This window comes from Enterobacter sp. RHBSTW-01064, from assembly GCF_014103035.1.
In the GTDB taxonomy this organism is placed as follows: Bacteria; Pseudomonadota; Gammaproteobacteria; order Enterobacterales; family Enterobacteriaceae; genus Enterobacter; species Enterobacter mori.
In genome coordinates this window covers 119,925-137,643 of record NZ_JABXOU010000001.1, presented here as the reverse complement: position 1 = coordinate 137,643, position 17,719 = coordinate 119,925, and the positions used below count along the sequence as shown (strand labels likewise).

Here is a 17,719-nt window from a genome sequence, read left to right as displayed (position 1 = left end):
CCAAAATATCAGGATGTAGGCCGGGTAAGCGCAGCGCCACCCGGCAAGAAAAGCGGCTACATTGTTAATCAGCGTTCAGCGCAATAATGCGTATAAGGCCTGACGCGCGCCAGGCTGGACATCATGTGGATGCTGGTAATCAATGTTCTCTATCGCGCGGCTATAAAGTGCAACCAGCCAGTCGTACACATATGCCGTTGCGGCATGGACGGGTTGCTCGCCCAGACGCGCGAGACGCGGGGTGGCACTGCTCACGATGGGCGTAACAAAGATTGCCTTGCCTTTACGGATGCGGCTTGCAGGACGCCCGGTAACCGGCATTTTATCGTAACCCAGCCAGCCAATGAAATTGCCCATCACCGCATGCAGTTGCGCGGCGCTACTTTTATCCGTCTCAACGATCCGCTGCAGTTGCTGAGGTAAATCCAGACGATAACTGGCGACGACGAGTACATCGGCAACCTGCTGTAAAACCGCCGGTTCAAGGCCTAACCGGGCGGCGGCGGCATCGTTGCGGCTCCATTGACGCAGATGGTTAATCCACACCTTGTGCGCGAGGCGTGCTTTATCTTTGGTCTGAACGGTACCGGTGCTTTCCTGCGTATTTTCCGCGAACAGGTCAATCACGTCGGTGAACAACCCGTTGACCTGCTCCTCGCGCGGCTGCTGTACTGCCAGCAGCGTTTCAAAGGCTTTGAGCGGCGGTAAAAGCCCTTCAAGCAGTTCACCGTGGCGTGCGGCGCTGCTTTGCAGCATTCTCACCATATTTTCGGCCTGAGAACGTCTTTCCCCTGCACCCTGTGTGACGGGGGCAAGGTAAGGTTGCATGAGTGCCGCCAGATCCAGCTGTAAAAGCGTTTTTAGCTTATGGAGCCGCTTGTGACGCTGAGACGGCAGCGTGGCCTGAGAAAGCCACTCAATCATGCGCTGCATGCTGTGGCTGTCCAGCGCCTGCAGCGTACCCCAGCGCAGACCCGGCTGGCCCAGCAGGTGCTGGACGGCTTCATCCAGATTCTGTTTCGTCGTAAAACGCGCGTCGTGCGGCGTAATTGCCCACACGAGACCCGGGAGAGCGGATTCTTCCGCAGGCTGCGTCTCTTTGACCCAGTTCTGAAGGGTTCGCGCAGCTTTTGCCGTCTGCTGATGATGTGCGGTGGCGTTACAGATGACCAGTACATCGGGCTGTAGCTGTTGACGATAATGTTCCAGCAGCCACAGGCATTTGGCCTGCGTCATCAACGAAGCTCCGTCGTCAGACAGCGCAGGAATGTCAATAATATCAACATTATCAATGACGCATCCCTCTACCGGCAGTACCAGCTCACGGGTAAGGAAGGCGAGGATATCAACGGGAATGCTGATGGCATTTAGCACGTCACCGTCGCCGATCGGGTGCAGCAGCGCTTCCTGCGCCTCCGGCGCGGTTAACGCCCCGTGAGTCAGGAAACCTTCACTCGGCAAACCAAAATTATCCACCAGCAGACTAAGGGGGGCCGCAAGCAGCGTGGCATGGCTGGTTTGATGCAGAACGTGGGCGAGCTTAAGCCACTGTTGGGTTAACTCCTGTTGTTCTCCCCACAGCAGTGACCAGACGCTGGCGCGCGTGCTGAGATCGAGCGAGGGGATCAGCAGTGCGAACTGGTGCCACAGGGCATCGTCTATGTGCTGTTTCCAGCCGGGAACGGTGTTCTGCCAGAAACGGGCGATTGCACCCACTTCCTGTGCGGTGATCCCCGGAACGCCCTGCGGTTGACGCAAGGCGCGCCACTTCTCCAGCCGCGTTTCAATCACGGATTTATCCACCGGGCGGATCTGCGGGTGCAGGGTGATGCGAGCAATAAACAGCTGGACCAGTTCGGCTTCGGTCACCAGTCGCAGACGCAGCGGAAACGCCTCATCGGCAATATCCCGCTGTTCGCGGGTGAAGCGAATGGCCATATTCGTTGCCGCATGGCCTGGATTGATATGCGAAAAATAGTCGAACGTGCGCTGGCCGGGTGACACGTTCAGACGACCATTACCGCTGCCGCACAATGACGTGAGTAAATGCGATTTCGCCGCCTGGGAATGGCCGTACAGCCCGATGCTGCTCTGGCTCAGGAGGGCACGGTCAATGGCCTGCTCACGCGCCTGGGCGGACGTGACCCGTGACAGCAGGGCATCAGCATCGTTATCCAGCATGGGAGCGTGCAGGCGCGTGTCGTTAATCCACCCGATTAAGGCCTGAGTGGTGGCAGTCGTCACAGTCATTTCAGGTATACGCTCCCGCTGTCAATCCAGTAGTGGCTGCCGCTGTGTCGGCGATCGGCCAGGGTATTCAGTTTAAAGGTCAGTGCGTCCGGGGGAACCGGCGTGCCGTCCTGTAGCCAGGCGTCGCTGAGCTCGAAGGACTCCGGCCCTTCGTGCTTGCTGCCGCCGCGCAGCTTCAGGCGAACGTTCAGCACGCCGTCGCCTGCAATGGCTTTTGCCAGTTCAGCAGAGTTAATGCTCAGGGTATACAGCGGCGTCGCTGGCCAGCGGGCGTTTGCAAGCTGACGGAAGCCGAGCGTGACGTTCCCGCGTAGCGGGAAATGGAGACGGGCATCCAGCTTCGCGCCCGGCTTATCGAGATCGATATCCTGGTACCAGACGTTCTCTTCGCGCAGGGTATTGATGGTGTTATCCAGCACGCCCAGGTAGCGAACCGTCGAGTATGCGCCAATGTCGGCTGCCTTGAAGTTAAAACGCGGCAGGCGAAGATCCAGCGCCAGGCTGCACAGCATCGCGCCGACGGCGGCAGTAGATTTAGGATTGCCGATACGCCCCTGCTGGCTGAATGGATACCATTCATGCACCTGATACTTATCCAGCCAGACGATGCGGTTGACCGGCACCGGCTGCAGGTGGCGAATGAGCGCCTGGACACCCGGCAGGCAGCCCGGGCGGCCCGTGATCAGCAAAATATCGCAGCTGTAATGGGAAATGGCCTCGCACACCGCATGAAGGGGAGACGCCAGCGTGAACTGTCCGGCCAGCATCGCATCCTGCATCTCGCGGAAATTAACGTGCAGCGGAACGGCAAAGAGATCGAACGCTTCTGACCCCGCGGGCAGCGCATGGTCGATCGCCTGCTGCAGATAGTTCAGGACGTTGCGCGTCGGTTTTTGCGCAAGGAGATCGCCGAAGGTGGCATGCAGTCCGGCCAGCGGATCGTCAATGTCGCTGGATTCCCACGCGGCGAGGATCGCATGTCCAATCGGCATAAACAGCTGAAGCGCCGTTTGCTGGCGCAGCACGGCCTGCGTGTCAATGCGTCCGGAATCGCCAAACAGCGACGCCATCAGCAGGGAAGCGTCCGCAATCCCGGATTTCTGCAGCTGGGTTTGCAGCGCAGGCAGCACATAGCGCTGGATCACGTCCAGCAGCGTGTCGTCACCGGCGACCTTAAACCCTTCGCGGAACAGTAGCTGCGGGGTAATTTTGACGTTGTTACCGGAACCGTCGTCTAGCTGATAGTGCGTAATCGCCATATCCGTCGTACCGCCGCCAATATCAATGGAGGCCACGCGCAGCGAACGCCCGGGTTGAACGCCCGGTTCAGGCTCACGATCCGGACGGGCGAGGGAAGCGAAGAACGCTTCTGTCTGGCCGCCGAAATGGGAGATGGCTTCGTTATACAGCCAGACCAGCTGGCCGCAGCTGGCTTCGTCCCATTCCATCTGAATTTCAGGTACCGGCACCACGCTTTTTTCCTGCTGTTTGCGGCTGGCAAAATCTTCATCCTGCGGGTGCCAGCCCATCGCTTTCCAGACGATAGCAATGGCTTCAAACATGCGACGACGGAAAATCTCACGCTCCTGTTTCGGCATGGCCGAGGGCAGGGTAAGAATGAGCGTGCGCAGCTGACGCGGAGACGCCGGGAAGCCCAGGCGCAGGCGTGTGGCGACGCTGTTGATCTGCCCCAGCGCCTGTGCCAGCAGCTCACAGAGCATATGGGTCATTAACGTGCTGCGGCTGTACTGCGGGGAAAATACCGGCAGACGTTCATCCTGAGGCAGGGTGAAGAGCGGCTCACCGTCATCGTTCATCAGGTTCATCAGCGGGAACGCGGTCGCCAGCGGTTCACGCTGGGTTTTGCTGTTCATCTGGCTGAAGCGCCAGTCCTGAACCACCGGAGTTTCGTCCCACAGGTAGCGACGCGGGCTGGAGATACCGCTGTTACCTTCTGTACCCAGGCGCTGCATCGCCAGTTTGCGCGCTTCGTCTCCCACGCGCACGATTGACGGCCAGACGAAGGCATCTTCACGGCCGCTTTCCACGGAGAAGTGCTGCTTGCCGAAACGCGCTTCGGAGAACTCCAGGCGGCTGGTGAAGAGCGGCTCATTCAGGAACTGCGGTTCGCTTAGCGAGCGGACCTGCAGCTCGGCGGTCTGGCGCAGCCCATCGTTCGCATCGCCATGATCTTCAATAATGACGCCACAGGTGTGGGTGTTGCCCACATCGAGGATCAGGTCGACCGGAATGGCAGGGGTGCTGAGCGTGTGGGTGACAAATTTCACTTCAGGCACGGTCAACTGCTCGCCGAGCATCGACAGGAGATTGAGCCAGTGCGCCTGATATTCAAAGCTGCGCATTGCCTGGTACAACTCGCGCTCAGAGCGTTTTTCAACGCCGTCCGCAAACTGGGTAAAGGCTTCGCGCAGCCAGCCGTCAATCCAGGTCTGATCGAGGAAGTTCTCCACTTCCTCATCGCGCCAGGCGAGGGCGAAACGGGTGCCGTTCAGAATGTCGTTTTCGACAGGCGACAGCGCGGAAGTGGCGTGTTCTGCAATCTGGCTGTCGAGCGCGAGGGTCACGCGATGCGTATTGCCTGCCGCATCCGGGGTATCCAGTTTACGCACCTGCACGCGAGCCCAGTTGTCCGGGCCATCAACGAAGGTGCGCGGAGGATTAAAGCGCAGGAACGGTAGCGGGAGCCAGACACCGTCCAGTACCGTCAGAGACTGATGCAGTGGAATGGTGCTTTCCGGCTTCACCACCTCCGGCTGGCTGCCGCCGCTCGCCGGGAGCGTGTAACGGCCGTTCACCAGGTCGAAATCAAGGCGCAGCAGCGGGCCATTTGCCGTTTTACGCACGAAACGACCATTGCTGGCGGTGTCCTGCGGGGTCAGGCCAAAATCAAGGAACTGTACGCCGCTGTTAGCAATGAGCGTGACGCTCTGTTTATAGTCGCAAAGAGTTACCAGCATAGGATCACGCACCTGCTTTCTTGAACGTCAGTGGAACGACGGTGTTGGCATCATAACGTGCGCTACATTCCGCCACATCGCTGGTGCCTGCTTTGCAGGCGACTTCAGGCATGGGATAGCGTGAGCCGTCCGTGCAGCGGGCGTTGCCGCGCGTTTTAATCAGTAACTCACCGTTGCTGTGCAGCCCGGAGAACACCTCGACGCGGCAAACGATGTTGTCGCCGTGAACCACGCGCGCGGTGCCTTTATTATTCTGTATTTGGTAGCGCAGTGACGGCGGCTTGCCGGTGACCGGATCTTTCACGTCGAGAAGGGCGCGCCAGGTTCCGTTCAGGAACCGTGTCGAGCCTGCTTTGACCTGATTGGCCTCCATCACCATGGCATCTTTCGGGATCGCGGCAATCACGACAGGCTCTGGTTTTGCGACGGGCGCTTGTACCTTCGGCTCCAGCACTTCGGCCTGGTGCAGAGGCAGGTTCATGGCAAGCTGTTCTACCGGCTTAATGGGTGTTGGCGCAATGGCAACAGGCGCTGCCGGTACGGCGACAGGTTCAGCAGAGGGTGCCTGTTTTGGCCAGAGTAATGGGGTCGCGATTGCCGCAACAATCACCGCTGCGACGGGCAATGACCACAGGGGGACGCGGCGCTTTTTCGGCACGATTTCGGGGGCCGGTTCTTCTGCTACAGTCGGCACAATCACGCGAGGCGGTTCTGGTTCGTACAGCGCATCCTCGGTGATGCGCACGCTGGTCGCGGGCGTCACGAGCGGCTCATCGGCTTGTTCAAAGGTAATCACCGGCGTGGGCTCGGGCTCTGGCTCGGGATCGTCAATGACTACGGGCGCAGGTTCCGGGATCAGCGATTCCCTCAGGCAATCAAGCACGTCGTCACGGGCGTTCTCGTTAAGGTTCACAAAGCCCCAGAAGCAGATCACCGGTTTGCCATCGACCAGATAGAGGAAGTTTTCGCCGGGGAACTGGAAGGTTTTTGACAGCAGGGAACCAAACAGCTGTTGCGCGGTTTTCGGTGACTGCAGACACTTTTTACTCAGCGATTCCACGCTGGCCAGGGTGTTTTCCAGGTAGCGCAGGGCGCGGTAACGTTCATCTTCCTCTGCGGCTTTCCAGCTGGATACCGTTCCGTCAACGGGGGAATACCAGTCAACGCGATCGCCGCCATCGTTCACCTGAGGAATGGCCAGGCAGTCGACAATAGACTGCTGTTTGCGCAGCCGAAGCGCTTCACGGATTTGCAACGCTGATTCATAAACGGCCTGTCCGCCGCCGCCAACGGCCTGAAAATCATCCAGATTACCGCTGCGTAAAAGTGTTTTTGCCACGATTTGGTCCCATAGACTTCTTCACACCGTTACTTTAACGAAACCGGGACGCAAACAAACGGCTGAGGAGACGCCAAAAGGGCCGATTTCTTGCGGCATTGATCGCGACGGTTGTGCTTGACGAATAATGGCACTTAAGGCAAATCGCCTTTTTTCTTGACTGGAAAAGCAGCAATAAACTCTGCTTTAGAATAACCTGATAGTGTTTCGTTATTTGTCAGGTCAAAACAGCTGTGCTGTTATTACTGTTCACAATAATAAAGCTGAAAGGGTTATAACCATGTCTACAGGGAAAACACTGCTTGCTCTCGCGTTGAGCACGCTTTTACCGGCAGGGGCCGCATGGGCGGCAAACACCGATACCATTATTTACTGCTCCGAGGCTTCACCCGAGTCGTTTAACCCGCAAATCGCCAGTTCGGGTCCGTCTTTTGTCGCCAGCTCTCAGGTACTGTATAACCGCCTGATCAATTTTGACCCGGTGAAGAACACCCCGGTTCCGTCGCTGGCGGAGTCATGGACCATTTCGCCGGACGGCAAGACCTATACGTTCACCCTGCGCAAAGGGGTGAAGTTTAACAGTAATAAATTCTTCAAGCCGACCCGTGACTTTAACGCGGATGACGTTATTTTCTCGGTCTTGCGTCAGAAAGACCCTAAGCACCCGTATCACAACGTCTCGCAGGGCAATTACGAATACTTTAACGACGTGGGGCTGGATAAGCTGATTCAGGACGTGAAAAAGGTCGATGATTACCACGTCCAGTTTACGCTTAGCGAACCGAACGCCGCGTTTCTGGCCGACTGGGGGATGGATTTTGCCTCTATCCTGTCCGCCGAATATGCCGATGCAATGCTGAAAAAGGGCACGCCTGAGAACGTCGATACGTGGCCAATTGGCACCGGGCCTTACGTGCTTCAGCAGTATAAGGTGGACTCGCTTATCCGCTACGTCGCAAACCCGAACTACTGGGAGGGCGCGGTCCCGACCAAACACCTGATCTTCTCTATCACGCCAAACGTAGAAACCCGTCTGGCGAAACTGCAGACCAACGAATGCCAGATTATCCCTGCGCCGTCGCCGGTTCAGTTTGACGTCATTAAGAAAAACAAAGACCTGACGCTGCATTCAATCGACGCGCTTAACGTCGGCTATCTGGCGTTCAACACCGAGAAAAAACCGTTCGATAACGTGCTGGTGCGTCAGGCGCTGAACTATGCGACCGACAAAAAGGCGATCGTGAACGCGGTGTTTATGGGTTCGGGTACGGTGGCAAAATCGCCGATTCCGCCAAATATGCTGGGCTTCAACAAAGATCTGAAGGATTACAGCTACGATCCTGAAAAAGCGAAAGCATTGCTGAAACAGGCCGGACTGGAGAAGGGCGCAGAAGTGACCCTGTGGTCAATGCCGGTTCAGCGTCCGTATAATCCGAACTCGCGTCGTATCGCTGAGATGATTCAGGCCGACTGGGCGAAAGTGGGCGTGAAGGCGAAAATTGTCTCTTACGAGTGGGGCGAGTATCTCTCCGGCATGCGTAAGGGCGAGCACGACTCCGCGCTGTTTGGCTGGATGTCCGACAACGGCGACCCGGATAACTTCGCCGACGTGCTGCTGGGCTGTGACAGCATCCAAACCGGATCCAACGCCGCACGCTGGTGCGACAAGGGTTATGACGCTCTGGTGAATAAAGCGAAGCTGACCAGCAACCCGGCCGAACGTGCGAAACTCTACGGCCAGGCGCAGGAGATTTTCTACCAGCAGGCGCCGTGGATTGCCCTCGCGAACGGCAAAACCTTCTACGCGACCCGAAGCAACGTGACGGGTTACAGCGTGAGCCTGATGGGCAGCGATTTCTCCAAAGCGAAGCTGAACTAAGCGTTTTATCGCCGGGTGGCGGCTACGCCTTACCGGGCCTACATTTGGCACCCGTAGGCCCGGTAAGCGTAGCGCCACCGGGCACATAACAAGGAGTGACAATGTCACATTTAAACGACGTAACAGCCCGTGTGGATGCCGCCATCGAAGAGAGCGTGATTACCCACATGAACGAACTGCTGATTGAACTCAGCGATGATGCAGAGCTGAGCCGGGAAGACCGCTATACCCAGCAGCAGCGACTGCGCACCGCGATTTCACACCACGGTAAGCAGCACAAAGAAGAGATGGATGCGCGTGAGGAACAGCTAACTAAAGGCGGCACCATACTGTAACGTTCAAAACTGGCGTCGGGCCACCAGCCAGGCGCCCACCACCAGCATCACCGCGCCGCACACCGGGCCGATCAGCGCGCGCAGTGGAATGCCGTGGCTTCTCAGCACGTCCAGCACCAGCCCACCAATCAGCTGGCTTGCCACCAGCACCGCAATGGTGGTTGCCGCCCCCACATTCTGATACCCGCTAATGCTGGCAAAGACAAAAAACGAGCCCAGCAGGCCCGGGATCAATGTCCACCAGCGAACCGTTGACGCCAGTTCATGAAAGCCGGTGAACCCCTGCTTAATCAACAAAATGCTGACAAACAGTACAATGCCAACCAGCGAGTTCAACAGCATGGCGATGAGGATGGTGGACGAGCTTTGGGTTATGCGCACCATCAGCGTGTTCTGCACCACCAGCCCAATACCTGCAGCAACCAGGAACGCCAGCGTGAGCGATTGATTCATGGGAGTGCATCCGGTTCGCTGCGATCGTCAAGCTGCAGCTGCATGAAGGTTAAATCCAGCCAGCGACCAAACTTGGTCCCCACCTGCGGCATCTGTCCCGTGGTGACAAACCCCAGCGTCTCATGAAGATGAATGGAGGTATGGTTTTGCGCTTCGATCCCCGCCACCATGACGTGTTTGCCAATTTTTCGCGCTTCAATAATCAATGCCTTCATCAACAACCGCCCGATGCCTTTACCCTGGTGGTCCGGGTGAACGTAGACGGAGTGCTCAACGGTGTGGCGAAAACCGTCGAACGCCCGCCAGTCGCCGAAGGAGGCATATCCCGTTACCACGCCATCGTCTTCGCTGACCAGTACGGGATAACCCACCAGCGTGCGCGCTTCAAACCACGCGATTCGGTTATCGGTATCCACCGTTTTATCGTTCCAGATGGCGGCCGTATGCAGGACCGCGTGGTTGTATATTTCACCGATAGCGGCGCAATCTTCTTTACTGGCATGACGAACGATCATGATTAACCCTCAGGCTGAGTTGTTCACTATAGTGGTACACTGATGTCACAATAGTACACAAAAGTGCCGTCTTACGGCTACGGTATAAACCCTATTTTTTTGTTATAAAAACTGCCATTGAAATACTGTTCATACACTATAGTATGACGTGATGAATACTATGACAGACAATATGAATCAACGGATTAGCGCGCGTATTCGTATCGAACGCGAGTCGCGAGGCTGGTCCCTGAGCGAGCTGGCCGAACGGGCAGGCGTATCGCGCGCGATGATCCATAAGATAGAGCGTGGGGACAGTAGCCCTACGGCGACGCTGCTCGCCCGGTTATCGGGTGCTTTTGGCATTAGCATGTCCACGTTAATCGCGCGTGCGGAAATGCAGGAGGGCAAACTCCTGCGCCTGGCGAATCAACCGGTCTGGCGCGATCCGCAAACGCATTACGTGCGGCGTCATGTGTCGCCGCGCACCGATTTGCCTATCGATCTCGTGCAGGTGGAACTTCCCCCCGGCAGCGATGTGCCGATGCCCGCATCGTCTTACGCGCTGGCACGTCAGCTGATCTGGCTGCAGTCTGGCGAGCTGGTGTTTCAGGAAGGGGATACCCGGCATGAAATGAAGGCCGGAGATTGTCTCGAACTGGGGCCGCCCAATGACTGTCGGTTTATTAATGAGACCGATGAAGCCTGCATTTATCTGGTTGTCCGCCTCAATCAGTCTGGCTCGTAATGTCAAAGCATCATGCCAGATAAGGGACGAGTCTCAAGAGACATTTGCACGAGAAAGGAGTGATTTATGAGTCAATCTTCCACGCGAAACCGTCGCTGGCTTTTGGCCTCGCGCCCACACGGCGCGCCAGTGGTGAATAACTTCCGTTTAGAAGAACAGCCGCTGCCCGCTCTGGCAGAGGGACAGGTGCTATTACGCACAGTGTGGCTCTCGCTGGACCCGTATATGCGCGGTCGCATGAGCGATGCGCCTTCCTATTCGCCGCCCGTTGAGATTGGCGCGGTAATGGTGGGCGGTACGGTAAGCCGGGTTGAGCAGTCGAACCACCCGGATTTCAAACCGGGTGAATGGGTGCTGGGCTATAGCGGCTGGCAGGAGTATGAACTCTCGGACGGCAGCGGCCTGGTCAAGCTGGGAGAAAACCCTTCGCACCCTTCATGGGCGCTTGGTGTGCTCGGGATGCCGGGCTTTACCGCCTATATGGGCCTGCTGGATATCGGTCAGCCAAAAGCCGGTGAAACGCTGGTGGTGGCTGCGGCGACCGGGCCGGTTGGGGCAACGGTTGGGCAAATTGGCAAGATTAAAGGCTGCCGGGTTATCGGTATCGCAGGTGGTGCTGAAAAATGCCGCCATGCTGTCGAGGTATTGGGATTCGACCAGTGCCTGGATCACCATGCTGCGGATTTTGACGCGCAGCTGGCAACAGCCTGCCCGCAGGGAATAGATGTTTATTATGAAAACGTTGGCGGGAAAGTCTTTGATGCCGTACTGCCGCTACTGAATACCGCCGCGCGCGTGCCGGTATGTGGGCTGGTCAGCGGCTACAACGCAACCCGCCTGCCGGACGGCCCGGATCGTTTGCCGCTGTTGATGGCAACCCTGCTGAAGAAACGCATTCGCATGCAGGGCTTTATCATCGGCCAGGACTACGGACACCGTATTAAAGAGTTCCAGGACGAGATGGGGCGTTGGGTACAGGAAGGTAAAATCCACTATCGCGAACAGGTTACTGACGGACTCGAAAACGCACCCGAGGCGTTGATTGGGCTGCTTGAAGGCAAAAACTTCGGCAAAGTCGTGATTCGCGTTGCGGCGGACAATAAATAAACGAAAATATGGCGGGAAACCCGCCATATTTATTTGTGAAGATACGATATATTGTCTTTAATTATATCGGCACCGCGCCAGCGTCATCAGCATAGAAGGCCAGAGCGCGATAAAAACAGATTGTATGTATTTTTTTTTGCGTTTATACGCACTTCCCACCACCAGGCATGACGATACAGGATATATCGAACCAGCGTCGTTATAAAAAGCGACGCTTAAAAATAGCGTTAAGTATTAGCTACAGGAATTGAACATGCTTGATTTGGATCATTTAGAAAAAGCGCAAAGAGTCAGTCTAACCATGCAAGTTGAGATCAGTTTAAAAGGGGCGTTAATTACAGGCTCACTTAAACCTGGCGCTCGACTGATTACGAAAGAGATCGCCGATAAATTAGGCACCAGTATCACCCCGGTTCGCGAGGCACTTTTACGTCTGGTATCGGCGGGGGCGCTGCATGCCACGCCGGCGCAGGCCTTCCTGGTGCCGGAGGTAACGTTAGATCGCTATAACGAGATAAATGCCATCAGAAAACAGCTGGAGCCAATGGCGGTAGCGGCAGCCTGTCAGCACATGACCGAGAGCAAGCTGGAAACGCTGCACAAGCTGTCTGGGGCCTTTCATGACGCCATGTCTAACGGCAACGTCCAGCAGGCGTTATACGCAAACCGTGTTTTCCGCTTTACGCTGTATCAGTACGCGGAGATGCCAACGCTCAGCGCGCTCATCGAGCAGTTGTGGGTGCGCATTGGTCCCTGCATTAACTATCTCCACCGGGAGCTGAATGATATCAGGGCGTCAACCTATCATTACGCAGATTTACTTGCAGCCCTGGAAAGAAGGGATGTTGAAGGGAGTAAGAAAGCAATAGATAAGCTGATTGATGAAGCAAACGATTTGCTACAGCGACAATATTTCAACTGAGAGATTATTTTAGCGCGCGACTATTAATCACCTCTATTTATTCTTTTGATGAATAACTCCTGCTGGCAATTAGCCAACAGGAGTTAAAATATAAAAAAGAGAAGAGGGTCGTCGCGTATCCTTACTCGAAGCGATAAGAGACCGACAGTCCTACGCCGTAGTTGCGGCCCGGAGCAGGTTCGTAATAACGCCCGTTGGACTCGTTGACAATCACCGAGCCCGCGTACTCTTTATCGAACAGGTTATCGACGCGACCAAAGAGATCCATTCCCCAGTTACCGTAGTTGAATTTATACCCGGTATTGAGTCCGACAACCGTATAAGACGGCGCTTTGGCCGTGTTTTCGTCGTCGGCCATGATGTCGCTCATGTAGCGCACGTCTGTCCCAGCATACCAGCCTTCTTCTGGCTGCCAGCCAAACGATGCGAAGCCCATGTTGCGGGCAATACCCGGCATACGGTTGCCGTTGCAGTTATCATCCCCGCATACGTTGGTACGGTAGGTGGCATCAAGGTAGGTCCACGCCATTTTCAGCTTCCAGTTTTCCGCAAACTGCTGGTCGAGGGAAACTTCCACCCCCTGACGACGGGTTTTACCGGCATTTTTATAGCTGGTTCGGCCTCCGGAGCTGGAATCCACCACAATCTCGTCATCCGTATCGGTGCGGAACAGCGCTGCCGTCAGCAGGCCATTGCCGATACGGGTTTTGCTGCCCACTTCATAGGTGTTGTTGGTGGACGGCTTCAGGCCAATGTTCAGCCCACCCTGGTTATCAGGACGATAGGAGAGTTCATTAATGGTCGGCGTTTCAAATCCACGTCCTGCGGCGGCATAGAGATTCCACGCGTCGGTCACGGCGTATTTCACCGAGCCCGCCGGGAGCCATTTATGGTAGCTCGCATCGCCGCTGTCATCGCCGTTGCCGGGCGTAACGTAGTGGTCGTTGGAATCAAACCAGACGGAGCTGTAACGGACACCCGCATCGACAGAGAGTTTTTGCGTTAACTGCCAGCTGGTTTGCAGGTAAGGATCAAGGTTCCACATCAGGTTACGTTCGTCACGACGCTTATCGCCTTTTACACCGTAATCCGGCACGCCGTTGTTCATGACAAAGTTCTCGTACCCGCGACGATCTTCACTCAGATTTTCGTAGTTCAGCCCGGTAGTAAAGGTGACAGGAACCAGCAGCTCGCCCCGGTGCGTCCAGCGGGTATCTACGCCCTGATAGTGACGCTGCATGTCAATCACGCCACCGGAATGGGTTGGCCTCAACTGTGGCTGATACGGAATGGACTGATACTGCGTCATTTCACGCTCACCGGCGTACATCATCACGCTGAGATCGTCCTGCTCGCTCAGCTGACGGTCATAGCGCAGCCCGGCCTGGGTCTGCTTGATAGTTTTGCGGGTGTTGTACTGGTCGCCGCGCGGTGACTGACGCGGGTTGTCACGCCACTCCTGATAATCAAGACCGCCCGGATCGTTGGCTTTCATGTCCACGCTGTTGAAAATCAGCGTCAGCTTGCTTACGTCATCAATACGCACGCCCAGCTTCGCGTTGGCGAGGTTCTTACGCGCGCCGCTGTGGTCGCGATAGCCATGGGTGGTGAAGCGGGTGGTCGAAACGGTGTAATCCACATCGCCCGCATGCGTACCGTCGCCCATCGCACCGGTGGCTTTCATGCCGTAGCGCCAGGTGCCGTAACTGCCGTAATAGCTGCTGGCCTCAATGGTCGGCGGCTGCTGGCCGGTCTGCGTATTAATGTTAATGACGCCACCAGAGGCGTTGCCGTAAAGGGCAGAGAAGGGGCCGCGCAGCACTTCCACGCTATCCACGCTGGTGAGATCGATGTTCGAGGTCTGACCCTGTCCGTCCGGCATGGTCGCGGGAATACCGTCCACGTACATGCGAATGCCGCGCACGCCGAAGGTAGAGCGGGCGCCAAAGCCACGCATTGAAATCTGCAGATCCTGCGCATAGTTCTGGCGATTCTGAATTTGCAGCCCCGGCACGCTACCGAGAGATTCAGACAAGTTAATCCGTGGCGCTGCCTGACGCATATCGTCGCCATTGACCACGCTGACCGCGGCGGGTGTATCCAGTTCAGAGACGGTCTGCGGCGTGGCGCTGACGATCATGGTCTGCTCGTCCGCGCCTATCGCCTCAAGGGGCGCCAGGATAACAGGAACCAGCAGCAGCGGGAGAGTTGCCTTACGGGCGGTGATGATTTTCATGAAGTAAACCAGTTAAGGTGAAGAAACGAACCAAATGGAACATGTGCATACATGTTAAATCTTTTGTAAATGTTTTGAAAACTATAACCGCACATTGCGTTAATGAAAGGAGAGAAGGGAAGAAAAACTCCACATTTATAGAATTAATGATTACTATTCTCATTATCATAAAGGTGGCGCGATGACGCTGCCGGTTGGAAGCGATGTCAGCAGTACACTTATTCTTCAAAAAAAGGAATTGTTATGTCTTTACGTCATCTGTGCTCGCCGCGCCTGCGCGGTTCTCTGCTGTTAGGCTCATTATTATTCGCCGGTACGTTCCAGGCTCATGCTGCAGAAGAGATGCTGCGTAAAGCGGTCGGCAAAGGGGCTTATGAGATGGCGTTGAGCCAGCAGGAGAACGCGCTGTGGGTGGCGACATCACAAAGCCGTAAGACCGATAAAGGCGGCGTCGTTTACCGCCTTGACCCGGTCACGCTGGACGTGACGCAAGCGATCCATAGCGATCTCAAACCGTTCGGGGCAACCTTCAATAACGCCACCCAGACGCTGTGGTTGGGTAACACCATCAACGGTGCGGTGACGGCCATTGATGCCAAAACGGGGGACGTGAAAGGGCGTCTGGTACTCGACGATCGTAAACGCAGCGAAACGGTCAAACCGTTGCAGCCGCGCCAGCTGGTGGCGGACGACGCGAGCAACACCGTTTACATCACCGGGGTAGGCAAAGAGAGCGTGATTTGGGTCGTGGACGGCGCAACCCTGAAGCTGAAGGACACTATCGCGAATACCGGCACCTACAGCACCGGCCTGGCGCTGGATGCGCAGGCGAAACGTCTCTACACCACGAATGCGGACGGCGAACTGCTGACGATTGACACGGACACCCACAAAATCATCAGCCGTAAAAAAGTGCAGGACGACGGTAAAGAGCATTTCTACCTTAACCTGAGTCTGGACATCGCCGGTCAGCGCGCGTTCTTGACCGATTCAAAACAGCCGGAAGTGCTGGTGGTGAGCCTGAAAGACGGCAGCGTGATGGAGAAGATCGCCGCGCCTGAATCACTGGCCGTCCTGTTTAACCCAACGCGCAATGAAGTCTACGTGACGCACCGAGAAGCGGGCAAGGTGAGCGTGATTGACGCGAAAACCTACAAGGTGACCAAAACGTTCGATACGCCGGTTTACCCGAACAGCCTGGCACTCTCTGCCGATGGTAAAACGCTGTATGTGACGGTGAAACAGAAATCGACCCGTCAGCAGGAAGCAACCCAGCCTGACGACGTGATTCGTATTGCACTCTGATGGGGGAATTGCCCGGTGGCGCTGCGCTTACCGGGCCTACAAATTCTTGATATGTAGGCCGGGTAAGGCGAAGCCGCCACCCGGCTTTTTTATTAACGCGAGGTTTCTTCTACCAGCGGTGCGTCGTGCTTTTCATCGTCGTGATGAACCGGCGCGGTGCTGTGGATCTCGTGAACGCGCTTACGCACGCCGAACCAGCCAGCAATCAGCAGAACCGCCAGCAGTGGGATCGTCGCGATGGTGTAAGTACCGTTCGGGTAGTCAAACGCCATCAGCACCAGCACGCTGAACAGGAACAGCAGGGTGAGCCAGGAGGTCACCGGTGCGCCCGGCATCTTGAAGCTCACATCAGCCGCTTTGCCTTCTTTGATCGCTTTGCGCAGACGCATCTGGCAGACCACAATAAAGGCCCAGGAGGCGATAATGCCCAGCGCGGCCACGTTCAGAACGATCTCAAATACGCGGGACGGCACCAGATAGTTCAGGAACACGCCAAAGACGTAAACCACCAGCGTCGCCAGAATCCCCGCATAAGGAACCTGCTGCTTGCTCATCTTCGACATGAACTTCGGCGCTGAACCGCCCATCGACATGGAGCGCAGAATACGGCCAGTGGAATACAGGCCAGAGTTCAGGCTGGAGAGCGCGGCGGTCAGTACCACGATGTTCATGATGCTGCCCACATAAGGGACACCCAGCTTAGAGAAGAAGGTCACGAACGGGCTCTGACCTGCCTGATAGGCGTTCCACGGCAGCAGCAGAACCAGCAGCACCACGGAGCCGACGTAGAACAGGCCGATACGCCAGATCACGCTGTTGATGGCTTTTGGCACCATCGTCTGCGGGTCTTTACATTCACCCGCCGCGGTACCGACGAGCTCAATGGAAGCAAAAGCAAACACCACGCCCTGAACCAGCACCAGCGCAGGCAGCAGGCCGTGGGGGAAGAAGCCGCCGTTATCGGTTATCAGGTGGAAGCCGGTGGCATTGCCGTCCAGCGGTTTACCGCTGCCGAGGAACACCGTACCGACCACCAGGAACACCACGATGGCCAGCACTTTTACCAGCGCAAACCAGAACTCCATCTCGGCGAACCACTTCACGCCGATCATGTTCATGGTGCCGACAATCGCCAGCGCGCCGAGCGCAAAGACCCACTGCGGCACATCGCCAAACGCGCCCCAGTAGTGCATGTACAGCGCAACGGCGGTGATGTCGACGATACCGGTCATCGCCCAGTTGACGAAGTACATCCAGCCTGCCACGTAGGCGGCTTTTTCACCGAGGAACTCGCGAGCGTAGGAGACAAAACTGCCGCTGGACGGGCGGTGCAGTACCAGTTCGCCCAGGGCACGAAGGATGAAGAACGAGAAGATCCCGCACACCAGATAGACCAGTGCAAGTGCAGGGCCCGCCATTTGCAGACGTGCGCCAGCACCTAAAAACAGACCTGTACCGATAGCGCCGCCGATGGCGATCATTTGAACCTGACGGTTGCCCATCGCTTTGTGGTAGCCCTCTTCGTGGGAGTTCAACCAGCGACGTTTCGCAGCGTGATGATCGGCTGCGCTTTTATTGCTTGTTTTCATTGAGTTACCTGTTTGCCTGTCTGAACCATTATCGTGATAGTCCTGCCTGGCAGAACGCAATACAAACGATTGCTTCTGCGCAAA

At 56.4% G+C, this 17,719-nt stretch carries 13 protein-coding genes; 6 read left to right on the top strand and 7 right to left on the bottom strand.

Annotated elements, in window-relative coordinates:
- Nucleotides 1-75 precede the first annotated feature (75 nt).
- From HV355_RS00600 to HV355_RS00590, 3 genes are read right to left on the bottom strand one after another with little or no spacing between them, the layout of a single operon-like run.
- Nucleotides 76-2,250 carry a virulence factor SrfC family protein gene (locus HV355_RS00600; protein ID WP_182400669.1) on the bottom strand — a complete coding sequence of 725 codons (2,175 nt, stop codon included), beginning with the start codon at nucleotides 2,248-2,250 and terminating at the stop codon, nucleotides 76-78.
- Nucleotides 2,247-5,228, bottom strand: coding sequence for a virulence factor SrfB (locus tag HV355_RS00595; protein ID WP_089600105.1), 2,982 nt, complete (start codon nucleotides 5,226-5,228; stop codon nucleotides 2,247-2,249). The genes HV355_RS00600 and HV355_RS00595 overlap by 4 nt, the downstream gene beginning before the upstream one ends.
- 4 nt (nucleotides 5,229-5,232) lie before the next feature.
- Nucleotides 5,233-6,567, bottom strand: coding sequence for an SrfA family protein (locus HV355_RS00590; protein ID WP_182400668.1), 1,335 nt, complete (start codon nucleotides 6,565-6,567; stop codon nucleotides 5,233-5,235).
- Between the two features lie 280 nt (nucleotides 6,568-6,847).
- Between HV355_RS00590 and HV355_RS00585 the strand changes: the two genes are divergently transcribed.
- Nucleotides 6,848-8,446, top strand: a complete 1,599-nt coding sequence (locus HV355_RS00585) for an ABC transporter substrate-binding protein (RefSeq protein WP_182400667.1) — start codon at nucleotides 6,848-6,850, stop codon at nucleotides 8,444-8,446.
- Nucleotides 8,447-8,547: 101 nt separating this feature from the next.
- Nucleotides 8,548-8,781: a YdcY family protein gene (locus HV355_RS00580; RefSeq protein WP_182400666.1), complete on the top strand. Its 234-nt coding sequence runs from the start codon at nucleotides 8,548-8,550 to the stop codon at nucleotides 8,779-8,781.
- Between the two features lie 3 nt (nucleotides 8,782-8,784).
- Here the strand turns inward: HV355_RS00580 and HV355_RS00575 are convergent, their stop codons facing one another.
- Nucleotides 8,785-9,234, bottom strand: a complete 450-nt coding sequence (locus HV355_RS00575; protein WP_010431505.1) for a DMT family transporter — start codon at nucleotides 9,232-9,234, stop codon at nucleotides 8,785-8,787.
- On the bottom strand, nucleotides 9,231-9,749 hold the full coding sequence (locus HV355_RS00570; protein WP_182400665.1) for a GNAT family N-acetyltransferase: 519 nt from the start codon (nucleotides 9,747-9,749) through the stop codon (nucleotides 9,231-9,233). Before HV355_RS00570 ends, HV355_RS00575 begins: the two co-directional genes overlap by 4 nt.
- Before the next feature lie 151 nt (nucleotides 9,750-9,900).
- On the opposite strand from HV355_RS00570, the gene HV355_RS00565 reads away from it, so the two are divergent.
- The 3 genes from HV355_RS00565 to HV355_RS00555 all read left to right on the top strand — a co-directional run bounded on the left by HV355_RS00565 (nucleotide 9,901) and on the right by HV355_RS00555 (nucleotide 12,505).
- Nucleotides 9,901-10,476 carry a helix-turn-helix domain-containing protein gene (locus HV355_RS00565; protein ID WP_089600100.1) on the top strand — a complete coding sequence of 192 codons (576 nt, stop codon included), beginning with the start codon at nucleotides 9,901-9,903 and terminating at the stop codon, nucleotides 10,474-10,476.
- 66 nt (nucleotides 10,477-10,542) lie between these two features.
- A complete protein-coding gene (locus HV355_RS00560) occupies nucleotides 10,543-11,583 on the top strand; it encodes an NADP-dependent oxidoreductase (protein WP_108417372.1) in 1,041 nt (346 codons plus the stop codon).
- 253 nt (nucleotides 11,584-11,836) lie between these two features.
- Nucleotides 11,837-12,505 carry a GntR family transcriptional regulator gene (locus tag HV355_RS00555; protein WP_108417373.1) on the top strand — a complete coding sequence of 223 codons (669 nt, stop codon included), beginning with the start codon at nucleotides 11,837-11,839 and terminating at the stop codon, nucleotides 12,503-12,505.
- Between the two features lie 121 nt (nucleotides 12,506-12,626).
- Here HV355_RS00555 and pqqU read toward each other — a convergent pair whose 3' ends face one another.
- Nucleotides 12,627-14,741, bottom strand: a complete 2,115-nt coding sequence (gene pqqU, locus HV355_RS00550; RefSeq protein WP_108417374.1) for a TonB-dependent receptor PqqU — start codon at nucleotides 14,739-14,741, stop codon at nucleotides 12,627-12,629.
- Between the two features lie 243 nt (nucleotides 14,742-14,984).
- Between pqqU and HV355_RS00545 the strand changes: the two genes are divergently transcribed.
- Nucleotides 14,985-16,046: a YncE family protein gene (locus tag HV355_RS00545; RefSeq protein ID WP_182400664.1), complete on the top strand. Its 1,062-nt coding sequence runs from the start codon at nucleotides 14,985-14,987 to the stop codon at nucleotides 16,044-16,046.
- Between the two features lie 92 nt (nucleotides 16,047-16,138).
- On the opposite strand, the gene ansP is transcribed toward HV355_RS00545, so the two are convergent.
- Entirely contained in the window at nucleotides 16,139-17,635 is a 1,497-nt protein-coding gene (gene ansP / locus HV355_RS00540; protein WP_010431489.1) for an L-asparagine permease, read from the bottom strand.
- Between the last annotated feature and the right edge of the window lie 84 nt (nucleotides 17,636-17,719).